The following is a 17,341-nucleotide window of genomic DNA, read 5'->3' as shown; positions in this document are numbered from 1 at the left end:
TTTTTCTAAAATAAAAATAAACAAGAAAAATCCGCCCAAAACGAGCGGATTTATAAACCTCAAAACAGATTAGCTATGCCACACTTTTTCATCAAGTGTTTTTTCGTGCTTGGCAACAATGGCAACCCCAGCAACATCGCCCACCACATTCATAGAGGTGCGACCCATATCCAGCAAGGCTTCAATGCCCAAAATCATACCATAAGCAACCGCCACCGCAGAGCCAGCCTCCACAGGCAGACCCACTGATTCAAGCACCATTAACAGCATAATCGCCCCAGCCCCCGGTACGCCTGCTGTTCCAACTGCCGCCAAAACAGCGGTCAAAGTAACGGTCATCATCTGGTCTGGCGTAAGGGGCATACCAACCGCATTGGCGATAAAAATCGCACACACGCCCAAATACACGGTAGTGCCGTCCATATTCATTGTGGAGCCAACAGGCAAACCAAAACTGTATACATTTTTGGGAACGCCCATACTTTCAGCCGTCTGAATAGAAACAGGCAAAGTTGCTCCTGATGAACGAGTTACAAAGGCGGTAATCATCGCAGGGCGTACTTTTCTTAAAAAAGTTAAAGGCGATAATTTAAACAAGGCACAAGTAACACAGTACACCAACACCACTTGCAGGGCAAGCCCCAAATATACAGCCCCTGTAACACTTGCCAATGAGCCAAATGCTGCCGCCCCATTTTTGGAAAACACAATAAAAATCAACGCAAACACGCCAATGGGAGCATATTGCATTACCCAGCCGACAATCTTAAACATCGCTTGGCTGACACCATCTACAAAGGAATAGACCGTTTCGGAGCTTTTTTTGACATTATCATCATCGCTATCCTTACCAAAGGCAAGGGCAATACCAAACATCAAACAAAAGAAAATCATTGGCAAGACTTGACCTTCTGCAATCACGCCAATGGGGTTGGTTGGGACGATTTCTAGCAGGATTTTGAGCATACTAGGGGCTTCGGCAACCTTGCCATCTGTTGCCATTTCAGAGACCAATTGCAGTCCCAAACCAGGCTTAATGACCGCCCCCACGCCAAGCCCAATCAAAATGGCAGCAATGGAAGTGATGGTATAATATAGCATTGTCTTAACGCCAATTCGCCCAAGCTGAGAGGGGGCAATTGAGCTTGCTCCCACAATCAAGGTGCTGGCAATGACAGGCACAACAATCATTTTTAGCAATCTTACAAACAATTCGCCCAATGGCGTCAAAACTGCCACAATTTTGGGGGCATCTTGAAAGATTAGCCCCAAAATCGCCCCAAGCACCAACGCCACCAAAATACGAATCAGCAGATTGGATTTAAAATAGAGTTTAAAAATAGACATCGCACACCTTTGCTATCTATATAAAAATAAAAACAAGCCATTATTGTGTTAAAAACAAATAATGGCTTTTGGCTAATATGTTTATCAAGAAACTTCCTGCAAAACCCAAAAACAAGGAAAACCGTTCGTGGTGAGCCTGTCGAACCACAACGGTTTTCCCACCCTTCGACAGGCTCAGGGCGAACGGAAAACCTAGTTTTGCAGTAAGTTTAAGGACTGTTTGTATTTTTACATCATTGAACGCACTTGATAAAGTTATCTAATTGTAAAACGATTGATTAAGATAGTCAATGCCTTTATCAAGTTTTTCAATAATTAATCGCCACGATACCAAAGAATTGCCCGATTAACCAGCACCTGTGTAGCATCAATGTAGGCGTTTGGATTTTCTTTGGCGTCTTGTGCCAAAATAAGAGGGACTTCGGTACAGCCCATAATAATCAGGCTTGCCCCCTTATCAAACAATTTGCCTTGCTCATCTTTCATCAAAGTAATGGCTTCATCTATTTTGCCTGCCTTGTACAAATAAATGCTTTGCATTACCTTAGTGTTGTCATCAGGGGCAATGTAGTTTAAACCTGCCTGTTCAATGCTGGTTTTGTAAAGGTTGGTGGCAAGTGTGGCATTGGTTGCCAAAATACCAATATTTGTTTGCCCACTGTTTTTGGCAACTTGCACCGCCGTTTCTATCATTGATAACATTGTTAAATTGGGAAAGTCGGCTTGCAATCTATCAAACCAATAATGGGCGGTGTTGCAAGCAATCACCACGCAAGTTGCCCCTGCCTTGACCAAATGGTGGGTGTAGTCAAACAAATATGGATAAGGGTCATCGCCATTATCAAGCAAAAATGCCGAGCGGTCAGGCACATCAGGAATTGATGAAATGATAAGCGGAATGTGCGTTTGGTCGCTGGTGGCATTGGCAGAATGAATGAATTTTAAAAACATATCGGCGGTTGCCATAGGACCCATACCGCCCAAAATACCAATTAGTTTTTTCATATACTCTTCAAAATTTAAAAATTCTCACAAATTCTCCTAATTATCAATAATTAACAACGGTCATTTATGGATAATATTTAAGAAAATAAGTGAATGGATTTGTCTATTGTAGTCTGATGACTTGTGTTAAATTTCTACTACGGCAAATAATTGCCCTTGTATTAAGTTGGCTTATTTTAAACAATTTAATCATATAAAACAAGAGCTTTAAACTTGTGTGATTTGCCAGATTGAATTTTGATAAAAATTGGGTATAATATACCAACCCAGCTATAAATTTAATATGGTTTTGTAGGGGCAAATTGCAAGTTACCCCCTTACGGACAATTGCCAATTTTGTACCATTTTTACAACCCTTTTAAGATAGAACAAGTTCATAGTAGGATTTTATGATGATTTTAGAACTGCCCCCCAACATTGAACAAGTGATTATTGTCAATGCCAAACAGCAAGGCATTAGCCCAGAGCAATACATTACCTCACTTTTACCCAAAGAAAGCATTGAGCGTCCAGAGAGTTTTTATAAGGCACAAGGAATGTTCAAAGGGCGACTAGAAGAAATGCTTGCGTTTCAACAAGAATTAAGAGACAGTTGGGATTGATGATGTATTTGATTGATAGCAATATTCTGATTTATTTTCTAACAGACGATAGTGGACGGATTGGTAAATTTTTGGGCAATCTAAAACCGTTGGCTATCTCTGAAATTACTTTAATTGAAGTATTATCTTATCGTTATAATGACGAGGAATTGGCTTTTGTACAAAAATTCTTGCAAGAAAATTTTAATATTTTGCCCCTCACTCGCCAAATTAGCCTACAAACTGCCAAAAACCGCCGTCAAAAGAAAAGTAAAACACCAGATGCCATTATTGGAGCAACCGCCATTTGTCATCATTGTATATTGGTTACCAATAACGAAAAAGATTTTAATCATTTGCCTATTAACATCATCAATCCTTTTTATTCAATTGGTTAATTTAATTAACCCTTGCAACTTTACCCACATTCTTGATAAAATTTTAAACCGTCTTAATGTTAAAAGGCAGTCATCTTGATGGAAATCAGCGTTCAGTTATTAACAATTCTATTTTTTGTGGCAATGCTGGCAGGTTTTGTGGACGCGGCGGCTGGTGGGGGCGGTTTGATTGTTGTGCCAGCCCTTTTATTATCAGGTCTAAATCCCATTGCCGCCCTTGCCACCAACAAATTGCAAGGCTCGGCAGGCTCACTCTCGGCAAGTCTTACAATGATAAAAAAGGGCATTGCCAAGCCCAAAACCATCAAAACCGCTCTAATCCTTGCCTTTGTTGGTTCTGCGGTGGGGACGGTTTTGGTACAGCTTTCGCCCCCAGATTTTTTAAAAATCGCCATTCCCTTTGTTGTGGGGGCGATGGGGCTTTATACCTTATTTAGCCCCAATTTGGGCAATTATCAAAAACCACCCAAACTGTCGCACAAGGCGTGGCAAAATGGCGTTGTGCCTGCCATTGGCTTTTATGATGGGTATTTTGGACCGGGGACGGGGACATTTTTTTCGCTCTCTGGCGTGGTTGGGCGTGGGCAGGATTTGGTTGCAGCCACAGGCAATGCCAAACTTTTAAATTTTGCCACCAATTTGGCAAGTTTGATATTTTTTATCATCGGCGGTCAAGTGGTATGGGCGATTGGTCTTGTGATGATTGTTGGGCAAGTGATTGGGGCGTATTTGGGCTCTCATATGGTCATCAAAGGTGGTGCCAAATATATCCGCCCGATGATTGTTTTGATGTGTTTTTTAATGGTGGTGCGGTATGTGTTTTGGTAACATAAGTGGCTAGTAGTTCTAATTTAGAAATAAAAATTTATGTGATGATTGCCAAAAATATGGTTATCAGTCCTATTTTGATTTATGTGATTGTGCCTATATTAATGGCAATGAGTATTTTATATGACATTGAATTATTAAAAACTTATGATGGTCTGACTTTATACACCCAAACACTCCCTGCCAGTGATAAAAACAAATGGGCATTTGATGTGCATTTTTTCTATCAAGTTTTGGTATTATCTCTAGTATTGATTAAAGTATTTTTAATAGATTTTAATCAACAAATAAAAATCACCAATAAAAAAGTGGTACAACTAGCGATTGATAAACATCAAGGCGGTTATCCTTATACCGACCCTTTAAAATCCTCATTGTTCTTTTTGGGATTGGCGTGTTTGTTTATCTTTTTTCCTTTGATTGATGAATATTCTCCCTATGAACGAAATTCATTTGCCAAAAATGGATTTCATTTGATTAATTTTATGTTGCTTTGGTTTAAAACAGGTTTGGTTATTGTCTTTTTAACAATGTTTGCTAAAAAATGGCAAGAAAAAGAATTTATTTAACCAAAAAAATACATACCTTTCAACAAATCCTTAGACCCTAACAATGAAGCAATCTTGGACATTTTTGGCAACGGTGAAAAAATCACACAAAACCACAAATCATGATAAAATATCCTACCAAACTTGCCTTTTACCAAGCAAGGATGATGTGCAATTTTTACTGTGCTTAAATTTTGACCCCCTGCCCTTCCTATTTCATGTGGTGGCATTTACCAATTTTATACGCAAAAAGCAGACGGTGGCAAAATTAATTTGTTAATCTATGAAGCCAATCCATTACAAAAGGTTTGATATGAACAATAAAATCTCATCAATAAACACACTCAAAAGTGCCGTTGTGTTGTCTTTATTTGGCGGAGTGGTGGCCTGTGCCAATGCCAATAACTATGGTCAAGATTACAGTTACGACAGTAGCGTCTACCAGATGATGGAAGCCGAACGCCAAAAAGCAAGCCCCAACGCCATGTACCAATATGAGCAAAGTATGCAAGGCTCGCTGTTTGCGATGTATCCAACTTATTGGAAATTGGATTACAACTTATCTAGCCAAGACCCCAGCACCATTAATGCCTTTGTACGTCAATATCCCAGTACTGTCATGGGCGAAAAGCTCGCTGCTGACTACGCCGAAGCCAAGGCTCGTCAAGGCGACTATGCCAGTGTACGTGCGGTAGCAGGCTCGATTGAGAACCCTGATGATTCAGAGGCGTGTGCATTGGGGCTTGGGTTTAACCAAGTGAGCGACCCCAGAGTGCTGGCTCAAAAGTCTGTTTGGCTAGATACCAACGTCAAGCAGTCACTGTGCCACAAATTTGGCAGTGAAATGGTTTATCACAACCAAATCACTCGCACTGACAAGCATGAGCGTCTCATTCGCATGATGCGAATTGACAAACGCCAATATTCGTCCAAAGACACTCCAATGGACAAAACAAACGACATTGTTACGCTGGCTCGTTCGTTGGGCTTGCCGATTGATTATGGTACCATTAGTAGCATCAGAAGCAATCCCAACGGCTTTTTTGGTCAGTTTGCCAGTCAAGGTTACAGCGATACCAACCAATATCTGTACGTTTATGCCATTAGTCTGCTTGCCCAAAACTCGTACTGGTCAGCCATTCAGCAGTTAGAATACGATTTACGTGCCAATGGCAACAAACTTTCTGACATGGCTCGCCGTTATGCCTATCGCTCAATTGCTGTCAAACGCATGAACATGAATACTGATGATGGATTTAGCATGGATGCGGTGAATTGGTTTAGAAACAGTTTGGGTGAGCCGTTTAACTTTGAAGAAGCCGAAGATTACGCCCAAGCAAGTATTTATTTTAGTCAATGGGCGGACGTGGTGCAGGCGGTGCGTGCCATGCCACAGGCAAACGCCAACGAAAAACAATGGCAATACTGGCTAGCTCGTGGTTTGGAACAAACAGGCAAACAAGGTGAGGCTCGTCAGATTTATGCCAATATCGCCAATGGTCTTGGTTATTATAGCTTGCTTGCTCGGGACAGATTGGGTCAGGCATTGACTTTAAATGATTTGGGTGGTGGCATGCCTGATGTCAGCCGTGATGCTCACCGTGTCATGCAAGACCAGCACTTTGCACGAGCAATATTACTCATACAAAACAACGCCAGCTACGACAGTATTGGACGTGAATGGAACTGGGCAGTACGTGAAGCGGTCAAAAAAGGCGACACAGGATTACTGCTCGCCGCTGCCAAAAAAGCTCATGACTTGGGCGTATATCATCGCAGTATCTATGCGATGGATTATGCCAATGAACGCAATCCCAACATCAGAGCAGGGGCATTAAGCCACCCTATGCCATATCGTGATGCCTTTGTCCGTTATGCTCATAATGCAGGCATTGACCCTGCATGGGCGTTGGGCATCGCTCACAAAGAGAGCCGTTTTCAGCCCAATGCACGCTCTCACGTTGGGGCAGGCGGACTCATGCAAATCATGCCAAACACCGCCAAAGTCATCGCACGTGACATGGGCGAGAGCTTGGGAAGTATGAGCAATGCTGACACCAACATTCGTTACGGAACGTGGTATCTATCAATGAAAGCTCGTGATTTCAATGGGCAACTTGCTCCTGCCACCGCAGGTTATAACGCAGGTACAACCCCCGCTCGCAAATGGTTGCCCAAACACGGCTCAATGGCAGGCGACCAATATGTTGAGGCGATTCCCTATTTTGAGACCAGAGACTATGTCAAACAAGTAATGACCAACGCCACTATTTATGGTGTACTACTAGGCAACTATACGCCGATTTCCCAAAGAATGGGGACGGTATCACCGTCTTGGTGATTGGTAAAAAAACCGCTCATGATGGGGCGGTTTTCTTGTACAAGTACGGCTAAATCACCCAAGTTTTTAAAAGTAAATCTTATGAAAATTAAACTTTTTATCCTATCTCTTGGTCTAGTGGGAACAATGGCATATGCCAACACTTGTGCAGAGATTTATCACATTGACCCACAATCTGCCATTGGTATTTGTCAAAAAGAATTAACGCAAAATCCTGATAATGCTCAACTACAATTTTATTTAGGGTTTGCTTATCATGCAACACAGGATTATCAAAAATCCTTTGAATGGTTTACCAAATCTGCCAACTTAGGTGAGATGCACGCTCAAAATAATCTTGGTATGATGTATCGTCATGGAGAAGGTGTTGCCCAAGATTATGGCAAAGCCTATGAATTATTTACCAAATCTGCCAAGCAGGGTTTTGATGGGGCTGAGTATAATCTAGGTACGATGTATTATTTTGGAAGGGGTGTTAAACAAGATGAGGCTCGTGCCTTTGAATGGTTTGGTAAATCTGCCAATCAAGGGGTTGCTGATGCTCAATTTGCTCTTGGAATGATGTATTATTTAAAACAAGATTATACCAATGCATTAGAATGGTTTGGTAAATCGGCTGAACAAGAAGTTGCCCATGCTCAAACTCATCTTGCTATGATGTATGATAACGGATATGGCGCACCTAAAAACCCAGATACTGCTAAATATTGGTTTGCCAGAGCTTGCGACAATGGTTATGACGTAGCTTGCTATTATCTTTAATCAATTTAAGTTATCAATAGATGGATTTTATGTCATATTTTTAAACATAAATTTGTCAAAATAACCCCACCGCCACAAATCCATGATTGGTGGTGAACGGTGGGGCGATGACGTTGGTAAATTTGCAAAAACAGACGGTGATTTGTCCCAAAAACCCTTTGCAAGCACCCCAAAAAATATGCTACACTAGGATGATTTTGCAGATTTTAAATGGTTTTTAATCGCAAAATTACCCCCATTTATTATTTAAGGATAAGATTATGAGCAAACAACCTGTTCGTGTTGCGGTAACTGGTGCCGCAGGTCAAATCGGTTACAGCCTACTGTTCCGTATCGCATCTGGCGAAATGCTTGGCAAAGACCAACCTGTGATTTTACAACTACTAGAAGTGCCTGTGGAAAAAGCACAACAAGCCCTGCAAGGCGTAATCATGGAGCTTGATGACTGTGCATTCCCATTGCTTGTTGATGTTATTGGCACAGATGACCCAAATGTAGCATTCAAAGATGCTGATTATGTCCTGCTAGTGGGTGCAAGACCTCGTGGACCAGGCATGGAGCGTGCTGACTTACTCCAAGAAAACGCCAAAATTTTCACCGCACAAGGCAAAGCATTAAATGACGTGGCAAGCCGTGATGTTAAAGTTCTAGTAGTCGGCAACCCTGCCAACACCAATGCCTACATTGCCATGAAGTCCGCCCCAGACCTACCTGCCAAGAACTTCACCGCCATGCTACGCCTAGACCACAACCGTGCCTTGACCCAAGTGGCTAAGAAAACTGGCAAAGAAGTCAAAGACATCAAAAAACTCACCGTTTGGGGTAACCACAGCCCAACCATGTATGCTGACTACCGTTTTGCTACCATAGGTGGCGAGTCTGTCAAAGACATGATTAACGACCAAGAATGGAACGCCAATGTATTCCTGCCAACCGTTGGTAAACGTGGCGCTGCTATCATTGAGGCTCGTGGTTTGTCTTCTGCTGCTTCTGCTGCCAACGCTGCCATTGACCATATGCGTGATTGGGCATTGGGTACAAATGGTGAGTGGGTAACTATGGGCATTCCATCAGATGGCTCTTATGGTATCCCAGAAGGCGTGATGTTTGGTTTCCCTGTAACCTGCGAAAACGGTGAGTACAAAATCGTTCAAGGCTTAGAAATTGACGAATTTAGCCAAGAACGCATTAACATCACCCTAAAAGAGCTGACCGATGAGCGTGATGCGATTAGTCATTTGCTATAATCAGCTTTAATAAAAATAACGCTCCTAGATACTTTTAAGGGGCGTTATTTTTTGTGCGTTATTAAAAAATTAAGCACAAAAAACCCATTTAGAATGCCAATCACCCCAAAAACCACACACACCAAAATCTTGACAATGTTACCCACCCTGCTACAATGACCTTGTTATCCACAACTCATAAAGCATAATGATGAAAACAACACATATTTTTACCCTAATTGGGGCAATATTATTGATTTTTATGGGATTTTTATTAGGCAAAAACACTGGCAAATCCCAAATCGCCTCCCAAACTTCCCAAGCCACCCAAAACACTAACAACACCAAGCCCATCACCATGACCATTCAAGCTACCACACCCAAGGTCATGACGATTGATGAAAATATCATGGCAAATGGCATAATACATGCCAAAGATGTCGCCGAAGTTTCTGCCAAATTCACAGGAGCGACCATTGAGCAGGTGCTTGTGGAAGTAGGCGACACCGTCAAGGCAGGGCAAGTTTTGGCAACACTTGACAACCAAACCGCCAAAGAAAATGTCGCACAAGCCATTGCTGACTACGAACAGGCGGTGGCAAGCCATGAACAGGCAGTGGCAGATTTGGCAAGGGTTGAGCCACTTCTTAAACTAGATGCAATCAGCCATCAGCAAGTGGACACTTATCGCACCGCCGTCAAACAAACCCAAGCCACCCAAAAGGCAAGCCTTGCTCGCCTAAATACCGCCAAAAACAACCTAAACAACACCCAAATCATCTCGCCCATATCAGGCGTGATAAGTACAAAAAACGCCCAAGTAGGCATGGCGGTAGGTGGCACATCTCTTTTTAGTATCATTAAAGGTGGCAAGCTAGAATGGCAAGCCACACTCTCGCCTGCTGATGCTCAAAAAATTCACGTTGGACAAACCGCCGAAGTGATGGTCAATGACGAAATCATTCAAGGCAAAGTTACTCATTTATCACCCACCGCCAATAGTGGGCGTGAGATTATTGTACATGTTGCCACCCCGCCCCACCCTATGCTAAAAGCTGGTATGTATCAACGTGGCAAATTTGTGTTTGGCAACACCACGCATCATGCCATACCCAGCAGTGCAATAATCAACACAGACGGCTATGATTATGTATGGACACTTAATCCTTACCAAAACCAAGACAAGCCAAGCGACAAACCCATTTACCAAACCACTCGCACACGCGTTCACCTCATCGCTCACAACCAAGACCAAGTCGCTACCGATTTGCCACTTGATACCCTCATCGTAGCCAATGGCGTCAGTTTTTTAAATGAAGGTGATTTGGTGCACATCGTCATGGCAGATACTGTGGGGGCAAAATGAATTTTTCAGCATATTCTATCAAAAACCCACTGGTGGCAATTTTAATTTTTACCCTATTGATGCTTGGGGGCATTATTGGCTTTAAAAGCATGAAGGTTCAACAATTTCCTGACATTGATGTTCCTGCTGTCATCGTAACCATACCTTATACAGGGGCAAGTCCTGCTCAACTTGAAACGGATGTCGCCAAAAAAATAGAAAACAAACTCACCACCATTTCGGGAGTCAAGCACATTCGTTCCACCCTACAAACGGGTGTAGCAACCATTCATACCGAATTTAAATTGGAAAAAGATTTAAACGAAGCCTTAGATGATGTCCGTTCTGCCCTAGATGAAATCCAAAACGATTTGCCAGCCAGTAGCGAAACACCCATCATTACCAAGGTCTCTACCGCAGGATTTCCTGTTGTGAGTTATTCGGTAGCAAGTGATGTGATGAGCGAAGCGGAGCTGTCATGGTTTGTTGATGATACTTTAAATAAACGCCTATCCAACATTACAGGTGTCGGCACGATGAATCGCATCGGTGGCATAGAACGCCAAATTATTGTTGCCCCAGATTTGGACAAATTAAATGGTTGGCAAATGCCCATCAGTAATCTATCAAACCAAATCAGTACCTCGCAACTAGATGCCACAGGTGGCATGGCAAAGATTGGCGGTGGCATACAAACCATCAGGGTATTAGGTTCTGCCAAAAGCCTATCAGAACTTGCCCAAATCCAAGTCATCACCCCAGCAGGAGGCGTACCACTTGGGCAACTTGCCAACATCACAGACGCCCATGCTGACATCAGTAGCGTAGCAAAATTAGACAACAAAACAGTGGTGGCAATCAATTTTACTCGCTCTCGTGGAGCAAGCGAAGTGGATATGGTAAAAGGCATTGACAAAGAGCTTGCCAAACTTAGCCAACAAATGCCCCACATTCACATTCAAAAAATCTACGACAATGCCAAACCTGTCGCCGAAGATTACAAAGCCAGTATGCAAATGCTCATTGAAGGTTGTATTTTGGCGGTTATTGTGGTACTCATTTTTTTAAAAGATTGGCGAGCAACTGTGGTAACGGCAGCAGCGTTACCCCTATCCATCATACCCACTTTTTTAGCCATGCATTTGTTTGATTTTAGCTTAAACATCATCTCATTGCTTGCTTTATCACTGGTCATTGGGGTGCTTGTTGATGATGCCATCGTAGAAGTAGAAAACATCATGCGACATCTGCACATGGGCAAAACCCCCTATGAATCGGCGATGGAAGCTGCCGATGAAATCGGACTTGCGGTGATAGCCACGACATTTACACTAATTGCTGTATTTTTACCAACTGCTTTTATGAGTGGTGTGGTGGGTCAGTTCTTTCAGCAGTTTGGTTGGACGGCAGCAATCTCAGTATTCATTTCTCTACTTGTGGCTCGTTTGGTAACACCCATGATGGCAGCTTATATTTTAAAACCCCAAAAAGTCCACGCCAAGCCCACAAGCCAAATCATGAATGTCTATCTTGACATCATCAAATGGGTATTAAAAAATCGCTTCATCACCATGGTGGCGACCATTTTATTGTTTGTTGGTTCATTGTCATTGGTGGGGCTTTTGTCAGGTTCATTCGTACCACCTGATGATAGCGACCAAACCCAAGTTACCCTAGAACTTACACCAGACTCTGTACTAAAAGATACCGTTGCCATTGCCGACATGACAGCCAGCAGTATTAGTGCCATTGAGGGCGTACAATCAGTTTTTGTGTCAGTAGGGGCAACCACAGGTGGCACAGACAGTCGTAATGCGTCCGCAAGTTCAGAAAACAACGCCACCTTGAACATCGTGCTTGCTCCACGTGGTGAGCGTCCTAGCAAAGTCAAGATAGAACAAGCCATCACAAAGACTCTTAAAGACATTCCATCAGCACGTTTTACAGTAGGTATCAGTGCAGGAGGTGATACAGGATATGGCTTTTCACTACGTTCGGACAACGCCAAACTTCTTGAACAGACTGCCGAAAATGTCATTAGTCAAATTCGCACCCTACCTATGGTATCGTCAGTCAGTAGTAACAAACCTTTGCCCAAGCCCGAACTTACTGTCATACCAGACCCCATGCGTATGGCAGATAAGGGTGTAACAACCCAAGCCATTGCCGATACTCTGCGTATCGCCACTAAGGGTGATTATGACAGAATGTTATCAAAACTAAACCTAGACACACGCCAAATCCCTGTTGTGGTGCGACTGTCTGATGAGGTGCGTGCCGACCTAAACTCCTTATCTACCTTATATGTGCCAAGCAATACAGGCAACGCTGTTAAACTCTCTGAGGTAGCAATCATTAAATTTAGCACAGGCGATGCCCAAATCCGCCGTCTTGATCGTGAGCGTAGCATCAAAATCACCGTCCAATCCTCTGACGAGCTTGGCGAAGTCATTAAAGCCGTCAAATCCCTGCCTGCCATAACGAACCTGCCAGAGGGTATTAGCGTGATGGACGAAGGGCAAGCCGATAGTATGGCGGAGTTATTTACAGGCTTTGTGATTGCTATGGGGGTTGGGATATTTTGTATTTTTGGGATATTGGTCTTGTTATTTCACAAGATTTTACAACCCTTTACAATCCTCATGGCACTACCATTGTCTATTGGCGGAGCATTGATAGGTCTTGTCATAACAGGGTCTAGCCTATCTATTTCGTCCATGATTGGCTTTATCATGCTCATGGGTATCGCCACCAAAAACTCCATTCTCCTTGTGGATTATGCCATCATCGCTGAACAAGATGGTAAAAATCGTGTGGAGGCGATTTTGGACGCTTGCTCCAAACGTGCCAGACCAATCATCATGACTACGATAGCAATGGGGGCAGGTATGCTACCGCTTGTCTTTGGGTGGGGTGGTGCTGACCCAACTTTTCGCCGTCCAATGGCGGTGGCGGTGTTGGGCGGTCTTATTACATCCACCTTTTTAAGCCTCGTGGTCATTCCTGTGGTTTATACACTCATGGACGATGTGGGCGTTTGGCTTAAAAAGTTAAAAACCCACTAACACCAAAAAAAACCACATCAAAAAGGTGTGGTTTTTTATTTGCCAAACTTGCCAAGACAAGTGCATGCCTAACAAACAGGTATTTTTGCAAAAATTCAACTCTTGATTTTTGACCTCTGCTTTTTGAAATATTTTTAGGGTATGCCTATCTTTTGTATTTACAATTAAAAATGAGATAAATCGCACGTTTTTCTAGCAAAAAAAAACGCAGACCGTGAGTTTTTTATCAGACCAGTTTTTGACAAAAAACACCCAACCACTTAATCTCTTAATTCTAAGACCATCTTTAATTTTATAAGATTAAGTGGTCGGGTAGCCATTTTCAACCTAAAACGCGATATTTTTATTTCTAACTGATTGATAAATATAAATAGTGTTATAAAGGTAGTTATACCCTATAAAAAATTTCTTTAAAAACCCTTTGCAAAATTGAGTCAATCGGTGTATAAATACAAACTTGCCCAACTTACTTTATAAGGATTGTTCATGACCCTATCTCTTGACAAACACAAAATCCGCTTTTTGCTCCTAGAAGGCGTACATGATAACGCCCTAAAAGTTCTCAATGAAGCAGGCTACACCAACATAGAATCCATCAAATCCGCCCTTGATGAAGAGGAGTTGATTGAAAAAATCAAAGACGCCCACTTTATCGGCATTCGCTCACGCACTCAACTTACTCGCAAAGTACTAGAATCCGCCGAAAAACTGATTGCCATTGGCTGTTTTTGTATTGGCACAAACCAAGTGGATTTGGATGCAGCCTTAGAGCTTGGCATTCCTGTGTTCAATGCCCCCTACTCAAACACTCGCTCCGTTGCTGAGCTTGTCCTTGCCGAAACCATCATGCTCATGCGTGGCATTCCAGAAAAAAATGCAGTCGTCCATCGTGGTGGCTGGAACAAATCTGCCAAAGACAGTTATGAAGTGCGTGGCAAGACACTAGGCATCGTAGGTTATGGTTCTATCGGCTCGCAGTTGTCTGTACTTGCCGAAAGTTTGGGCATGAAGGTGATTTATCATGACGTTGTTACCAAGCTACCACTAGGCAACGCTGTACAAGTCGGTAGCCTTGATGAACTTTTGGAAAAAGCAGATGTTGTTACATTGCACGTGCCTGATTTGCCAAATACTCGTGGCATGATGACCAAAGCCCAATTTGACAAAATGAAAGACGGCTCATTTTTTATCAATGCTGCTCGTGGAGGCTGTGTCAATATTGATGACCTAGCGTCCGCCCTAAAAAATGGCAAACTCTTGGGGGCAGCCATTGACGTATTCCCCAAAGAACCAAAATCAGCAGACGAAGAATTTATCTCACCACTGCGTGCTTTTGACAACGTCATATTGACCCCCCATGTGGGCGGTTCAACCCAAGAAGCCCAAGCAAACATCGGGCTTGAAGTTGCCGAAAAATTCGTTCGTTATTCTGACCAAGGCGACACCACAAGCTCGGTCAACTTCCCCAACGTCTGCATTCCATTTGCTGACAACACCCATCGTCTGCTCCACATTCACAAAAACGTCCCTGGTGTGCTGTCTCAGGTGAATGCCTCATTTGCCGATGCTGGCATCAACATTGTCGCCCAATCCATGATGACACGTGGCGATGTTGGTTATCTCATCATGGACGTGGACGATTCGGATTCTACCAAAGCACTTGCACGCCTGCGTGCCATTGCCGAAACCATCAAGGTGCGTGTGCTGTTCTAACCCTATTTTTTAAACATCAAAGCCGCTTTTTATTTAGGCGGTTTTGATTTTGTGATAGAATATATCTGCTGTTTTATTTGGAAAAAATATCATGACTCAACATTTTGATTATATTAGCATAGGTGGCGGTAGTGGTGGCATCGCCTCCGCCAATCGTGCCGCCATGTATGGTAAAAAGGTTGCCATCATTGAAGCTCGCCACATCGGTGGTACATGTGTCAATGTTGGCTGTGTTCCCAAAAAAGTACTTTGGTATGGTGCAAATATGGCAACCGCCATTCATGCCTACGCCCCTGATTATGGTTTTGAACTTGATTTTAAAAAGTTTAATTTTGCCAAATTGGTTGAAAATCGCACCGCCTACATCAGTCGTATCCACGCCTCTTATCAACGTGGATTTGACAAAAATGGCGTAACACTCATCAATGGTTTTGCCAAATTTGTGAACAACAAAACCATTGAGGTTACCCACGAAGACGGCACAACACAAACCATCACCGCTGACCACATCACCATCGCCACAGGGGGTCGTCCAAGCCGTCCAAACATCGAGGGGGCAGAGCACGGCATTGATTCGGACGGATTTTTTGATTTGACCACATTGCCAAAATCGGTTGCCATCGTAGGTGGTGGTTACATCGGCGTTGAGATTGCAGGCGTGATGAATGCTTTTGGTGTACAGACACATTTGTGCGTACGTAGTGGCATTTTGAAAAATTTTGACAAAGACATTGTTGATACACTCCAAGACATCATGACAAAGGACGGTATCACTTTTCACACTGGTGTCAATCCAGTCAAAATCACCAAAAATGACAATGAACTGACCATCTATTTTGACAACGGTCAAACACTAAATACAGAATGCTTGATTTGGGCGACAGGGCGAGTGCCTGCTACTGATGTGATTGATTTGCACAAAGCAGGCGTGGCAGTGAACACCAAAGGGCAAATCATCGTAGATAAATTCCAAAACACCAATGTAGAGGGTATTTATGCGGTGGGCGATATTATTGAACATGGCATTGAGTTAACCCCTGTGGCGGTGGCAAGTGGTCGCAGACTCGCCGAGCGACTATTCAACAACAAACCCAACGAACATTTGGATTATACACTTGTACCAACAGTTATTTTTAGTCACCCGCCCATTGGCACGATTGGCATGAGCGAACAAAGTGCCATTGATGAATTTGGGGCTGACAACGTCAAAGTTTATCGGTCAAGTTTTACCCCCATGTATTCTGCCATCACTGCCCATCGTGAACCATGCCTGATGAAGCTTATCTGCGTAGGCGATGACCAAAAGGTGGTCGGACTACATGGTGTGGGCTTTGGCGTTGATGAGATGATTCAGGGTTTTGCCGTTGCCATCAAGATGGGGGCAACCAAAAGAGACTTTGATGACACCGTTGCCATTCACCCGACAGGAAGTGAAGAGTTTGTAACGATGAGATAAAAATAAAATAGGAATAATTGTAAAAGATTATTCCTATTTTTTAAGGAAAAATACAATGTTTAATCAAATTAAAAGTCGTTTATTGGCAAAAATAACGGTATTTATGTTTGCAAGTTTATATGGCTGTATTTCATTTGCTAATCCAGCTTATAAAGTAATGGGCTATGACGATGGGAGCGACCACGAAATACAAATTAAAGCCGAACAAGGCGATAAAGATGCCCAAGCCTTTTTATGCGACATAACTCATCAAATGCAAAAACATCACGATATGAGTGAAGCCAGAATTTATTGGTGTGAAAACTCTGCCGAACAAGGCATCGCTAAGTCTCAATATTTAATGGGCGAATTTTATCATCAAGGCAATGGCGTGGAGCAGGATTTTGAAAAAGCTCGTTATTGGCTTGAAAAATCCGCCAATCAAGGTTATGATTATGCTCAACTTAATTTGGGTGTTATTTATTATCAAGGTGATGGCGTACCTGTGGATTATGAAAAAGCAGTATATTGGTATCAAAAATCTGCCGAACAAAATAACCCAACCGCTCAATTATATTTAGGTAATCGTTATTTAAAGGGGCAAGGTGTTACTCAAAGCGACAAACAGGCAAAATACTGGTATCAAAAAGCGTGTGAAAACAAATCAGAAACTGCTTGCAATTATTTAAAACATTTTTAATTATTTATCAAAAAATAATTGTTTGGTGCTAATGATATTGTATTGAA

The 17,341-nt window shown here is 42.7% G+C and carries 14 protein-coding genes; 12 read left to right on the top strand and 2 right to left on the bottom strand.

What is annotated here, in order from left to right; all coding sequences use genetic code 11:
• Positions 1 to 69: 69 nt before the first annotated feature.
• On the bottom strand, positions 70 to 1,347 hold the full coding sequence (locus tag MOB01S_RS04895) for a dicarboxylate/amino acid:cation symporter (protein WP_066802246.1): 1,278 nt from the start codon (positions 1,345 to 1,347) through the stop codon (positions 70 to 72).
• Between the two features lie 315 nt (positions 1,348 to 1,662).
• The gene (gene cuyB, locus MOB01S_RS04890; RefSeq protein ID WP_066802244.1) at positions 1,663 to 2,352 is read right to left on the bottom strand and encodes a cysteate racemase; all 690 of its coding nucleotides are present in this window, start codon (positions 2,350 to 2,352) and stop codon (positions 1,663 to 1,665) included.
• A 389-nt stretch (positions 2,353 to 2,741) separates the two neighbouring features.
• Here cuyB and MOB01S_RS04885 point away from each other — a divergent pair, with 389 nt between their 5' ends.
• The 12 genes from MOB01S_RS04885 to MOB01S_RS04820 all read left to right on the top strand — a co-directional run bounded on the left by MOB01S_RS04885 (position 2,742) and on the right by MOB01S_RS04820 (position 17,294).
• Positions 2,742 to 2,954, top strand: a complete 213-nt coding sequence (locus tag MOB01S_RS04885; protein WP_157073899.1) for a hypothetical protein — start codon at positions 2,742 to 2,744, stop codon at positions 2,952 to 2,954.
• A 2-nt stretch (positions 2,955 to 2,956) separates the two neighbouring features.
• Complete coding sequence (locus tag MOB01S_RS04880) at positions 2,957 to 3,331, top strand: type II toxin-antitoxin system VapC family toxin (protein ID WP_066802242.1); 375 nt, start codon at positions 2,957 to 2,959, stop codon at positions 3,329 to 3,331.
• Between the two features lie 78 nt (positions 3,332 to 3,409).
• Complete coding sequence (locus MOB01S_RS04875) at positions 3,410 to 4,159, top strand: TSUP family transporter (RefSeq protein ID WP_174521832.1); 750 nt, start codon at positions 3,410 to 3,412, stop codon at positions 4,157 to 4,159.
• 5 nt (positions 4,160 to 4,164) lie between these two features.
• Complete coding sequence (locus tag MOB01S_RS04870; protein WP_157073898.1) at positions 4,165 to 4,728, top strand: hypothetical protein; 564 nt, start codon at positions 4,165 to 4,167, stop codon at positions 4,726 to 4,728.
• Between the two features lie 292 nt (positions 4,729 to 5,020).
• Positions 5,021 to 7,048 carry a lytic transglycosylase domain-containing protein gene (locus MOB01S_RS04860; RefSeq protein WP_084349617.1) on the top strand — a complete coding sequence of 676 codons (2,028 nt, stop codon included), beginning with the start codon at positions 5,021 to 5,023 and terminating at the stop codon, positions 7,046 to 7,048.
• Between the two features lie 81 nt (positions 7,049 to 7,129).
• Positions 7,130 to 7,810, top strand: a complete 681-nt coding sequence (locus MOB01S_RS04855) for a tetratricopeptide repeat protein (RefSeq protein WP_066802238.1) — start codon at positions 7,130 to 7,132, stop codon at positions 7,808 to 7,810.
• A 260-nt stretch (positions 7,811 to 8,070) separates the two neighbouring features.
• The gene (locus tag MOB01S_RS04850; RefSeq protein WP_066802236.1) at positions 8,071 to 9,057 is read left to right on the top strand and encodes a malate dehydrogenase; all 987 of its coding nucleotides are present in this window, start codon (positions 8,071 to 8,073) and stop codon (positions 9,055 to 9,057) included.
• 241 nt (positions 9,058 to 9,298) lie between these two features.
• A complete protein-coding gene (locus tag MOB01S_RS04845; RefSeq protein ID WP_169798122.1) occupies positions 9,299 to 10,402 on the top strand; it encodes an efflux RND transporter periplasmic adaptor subunit in 1,104 nt (367 codons plus the stop codon).
• A complete protein-coding gene (locus MOB01S_RS04840; RefSeq protein ID WP_066802232.1) occupies positions 10,399 to 13,446 on the top strand; it encodes an efflux RND transporter permease subunit in 3,048 nt (1,015 codons plus the stop codon). Before MOB01S_RS04845 ends, MOB01S_RS04840 begins: the two co-directional genes overlap by 4 nt.
• Before the next feature lie 480 nt (positions 13,447 to 13,926).
• Entirely contained in the window at positions 13,927 to 15,159 is a 1,233-nt protein-coding gene (serA, locus tag MOB01S_RS04830) for a phosphoglycerate dehydrogenase (protein ID WP_169798121.1), read from the top strand.
• 91 nt (positions 15,160 to 15,250) lie between these two features.
• Complete coding sequence (gene gorA / locus MOB01S_RS04825) at positions 15,251 to 16,615, top strand: glutathione-disulfide reductase (RefSeq protein WP_066802226.1); 1,365 nt, start codon at positions 15,251 to 15,253, stop codon at positions 16,613 to 16,615.
• Positions 16,616 to 16,670: 55 nt separating this feature from the next.
• Positions 16,671 to 17,294 carry a tetratricopeptide repeat protein gene (locus tag MOB01S_RS04820; protein WP_066802224.1) on the top strand — a complete coding sequence of 208 codons (624 nt, stop codon included), beginning with the start codon at positions 16,671 to 16,673 and terminating at the stop codon, positions 17,292 to 17,294.
• Positions 17,295 to 17,341: the final 47 nt, after the last annotated feature.

The sequence above is a fragment of the Moraxella oblonga NBRC 102422 genome (assembly GCF_001598275.1).
Classification (GTDB): domain Bacteria; phylum Pseudomonadota; class Gammaproteobacteria; order Pseudomonadales; family Moraxellaceae; genus Moraxella; species Moraxella oblonga.
This window is presented reverse-complemented; position numbering and strand designations above follow the sequence as displayed.

What these genes read in the sequence shown, in the direction of transcription:
- MOB01S_RS04895 (WP_066802246.1), bottom strand. Translation starts at nt 1,347, where the DNA reads ATGTCTATTTTTAAACTCTATTTTAAATCCAATCTGCTGATTCGTATT.
- cuyB (WP_066802244.1), bottom strand. Translation starts at nt 2,352, where the DNA reads ATGAAAAAACTAATTGGTATTTTGGGCGGTATGGGTCCTATGGCAACC.
- MOB01S_RS04885 (WP_157073899.1), top strand. Translation starts at nt 2,742, where the DNA reads ATGATGATTTTAGAACTGCCCCCCAACATTGAACAAGTGATTATTGTC.
- MOB01S_RS04880 (WP_066802242.1), top strand. Translation starts at nt 2,957, where the DNA reads ATGTATTTGATTGATAGCAATATTCTGATTTATTTTCTAACAGACGAT.
- MOB01S_RS04875 (WP_174521832.1), top strand. Translation starts at nt 3,410, where the DNA reads ATGGAAATCAGCGTTCAGTTATTAACAATTCTATTTTTTGTGGCAATG.
- MOB01S_RS04860 (WP_084349617.1), top strand. Translation starts at nt 5,021, where the DNA reads ATGAACAATAAAATCTCATCAATAAACACACTCAAAAGTGCCGTTGTG.
- MOB01S_RS04855 (WP_066802238.1), top strand. Translation starts at nt 7,130, where the DNA reads ATGAAAATTAAACTTTTTATCCTATCTCTTGGTCTAGTGGGAACAATG.
- MOB01S_RS04850 (WP_066802236.1), top strand. Translation starts at nt 8,071, where the DNA reads ATGAGCAAACAACCTGTTCGTGTTGCGGTAACTGGTGCCGCAGGTCAA.
- MOB01S_RS04845 (WP_169798122.1), top strand. Translation starts at nt 9,299, where the DNA reads ATGGGATTTTTATTAGGCAAAAACACTGGCAAATCCCAAATCGCCTCC.
- MOB01S_RS04840 (WP_066802232.1), top strand. Translation starts at nt 10,399, where the DNA reads ATGAATTTTTCAGCATATTCTATCAAAAACCCACTGGTGGCAATTTTA.
- gorA (WP_066802226.1), top strand. Translation starts at nt 15,251, where the DNA reads ATGACTCAACATTTTGATTATATTAGCATAGGTGGCGGTAGTGGTGGC.
- MOB01S_RS04820 (WP_066802224.1), top strand. Translation starts at nt 16,671, where the DNA reads ATGTTTAATCAAATTAAAAGTCGTTTATTGGCAAAAATAACGGTATTT.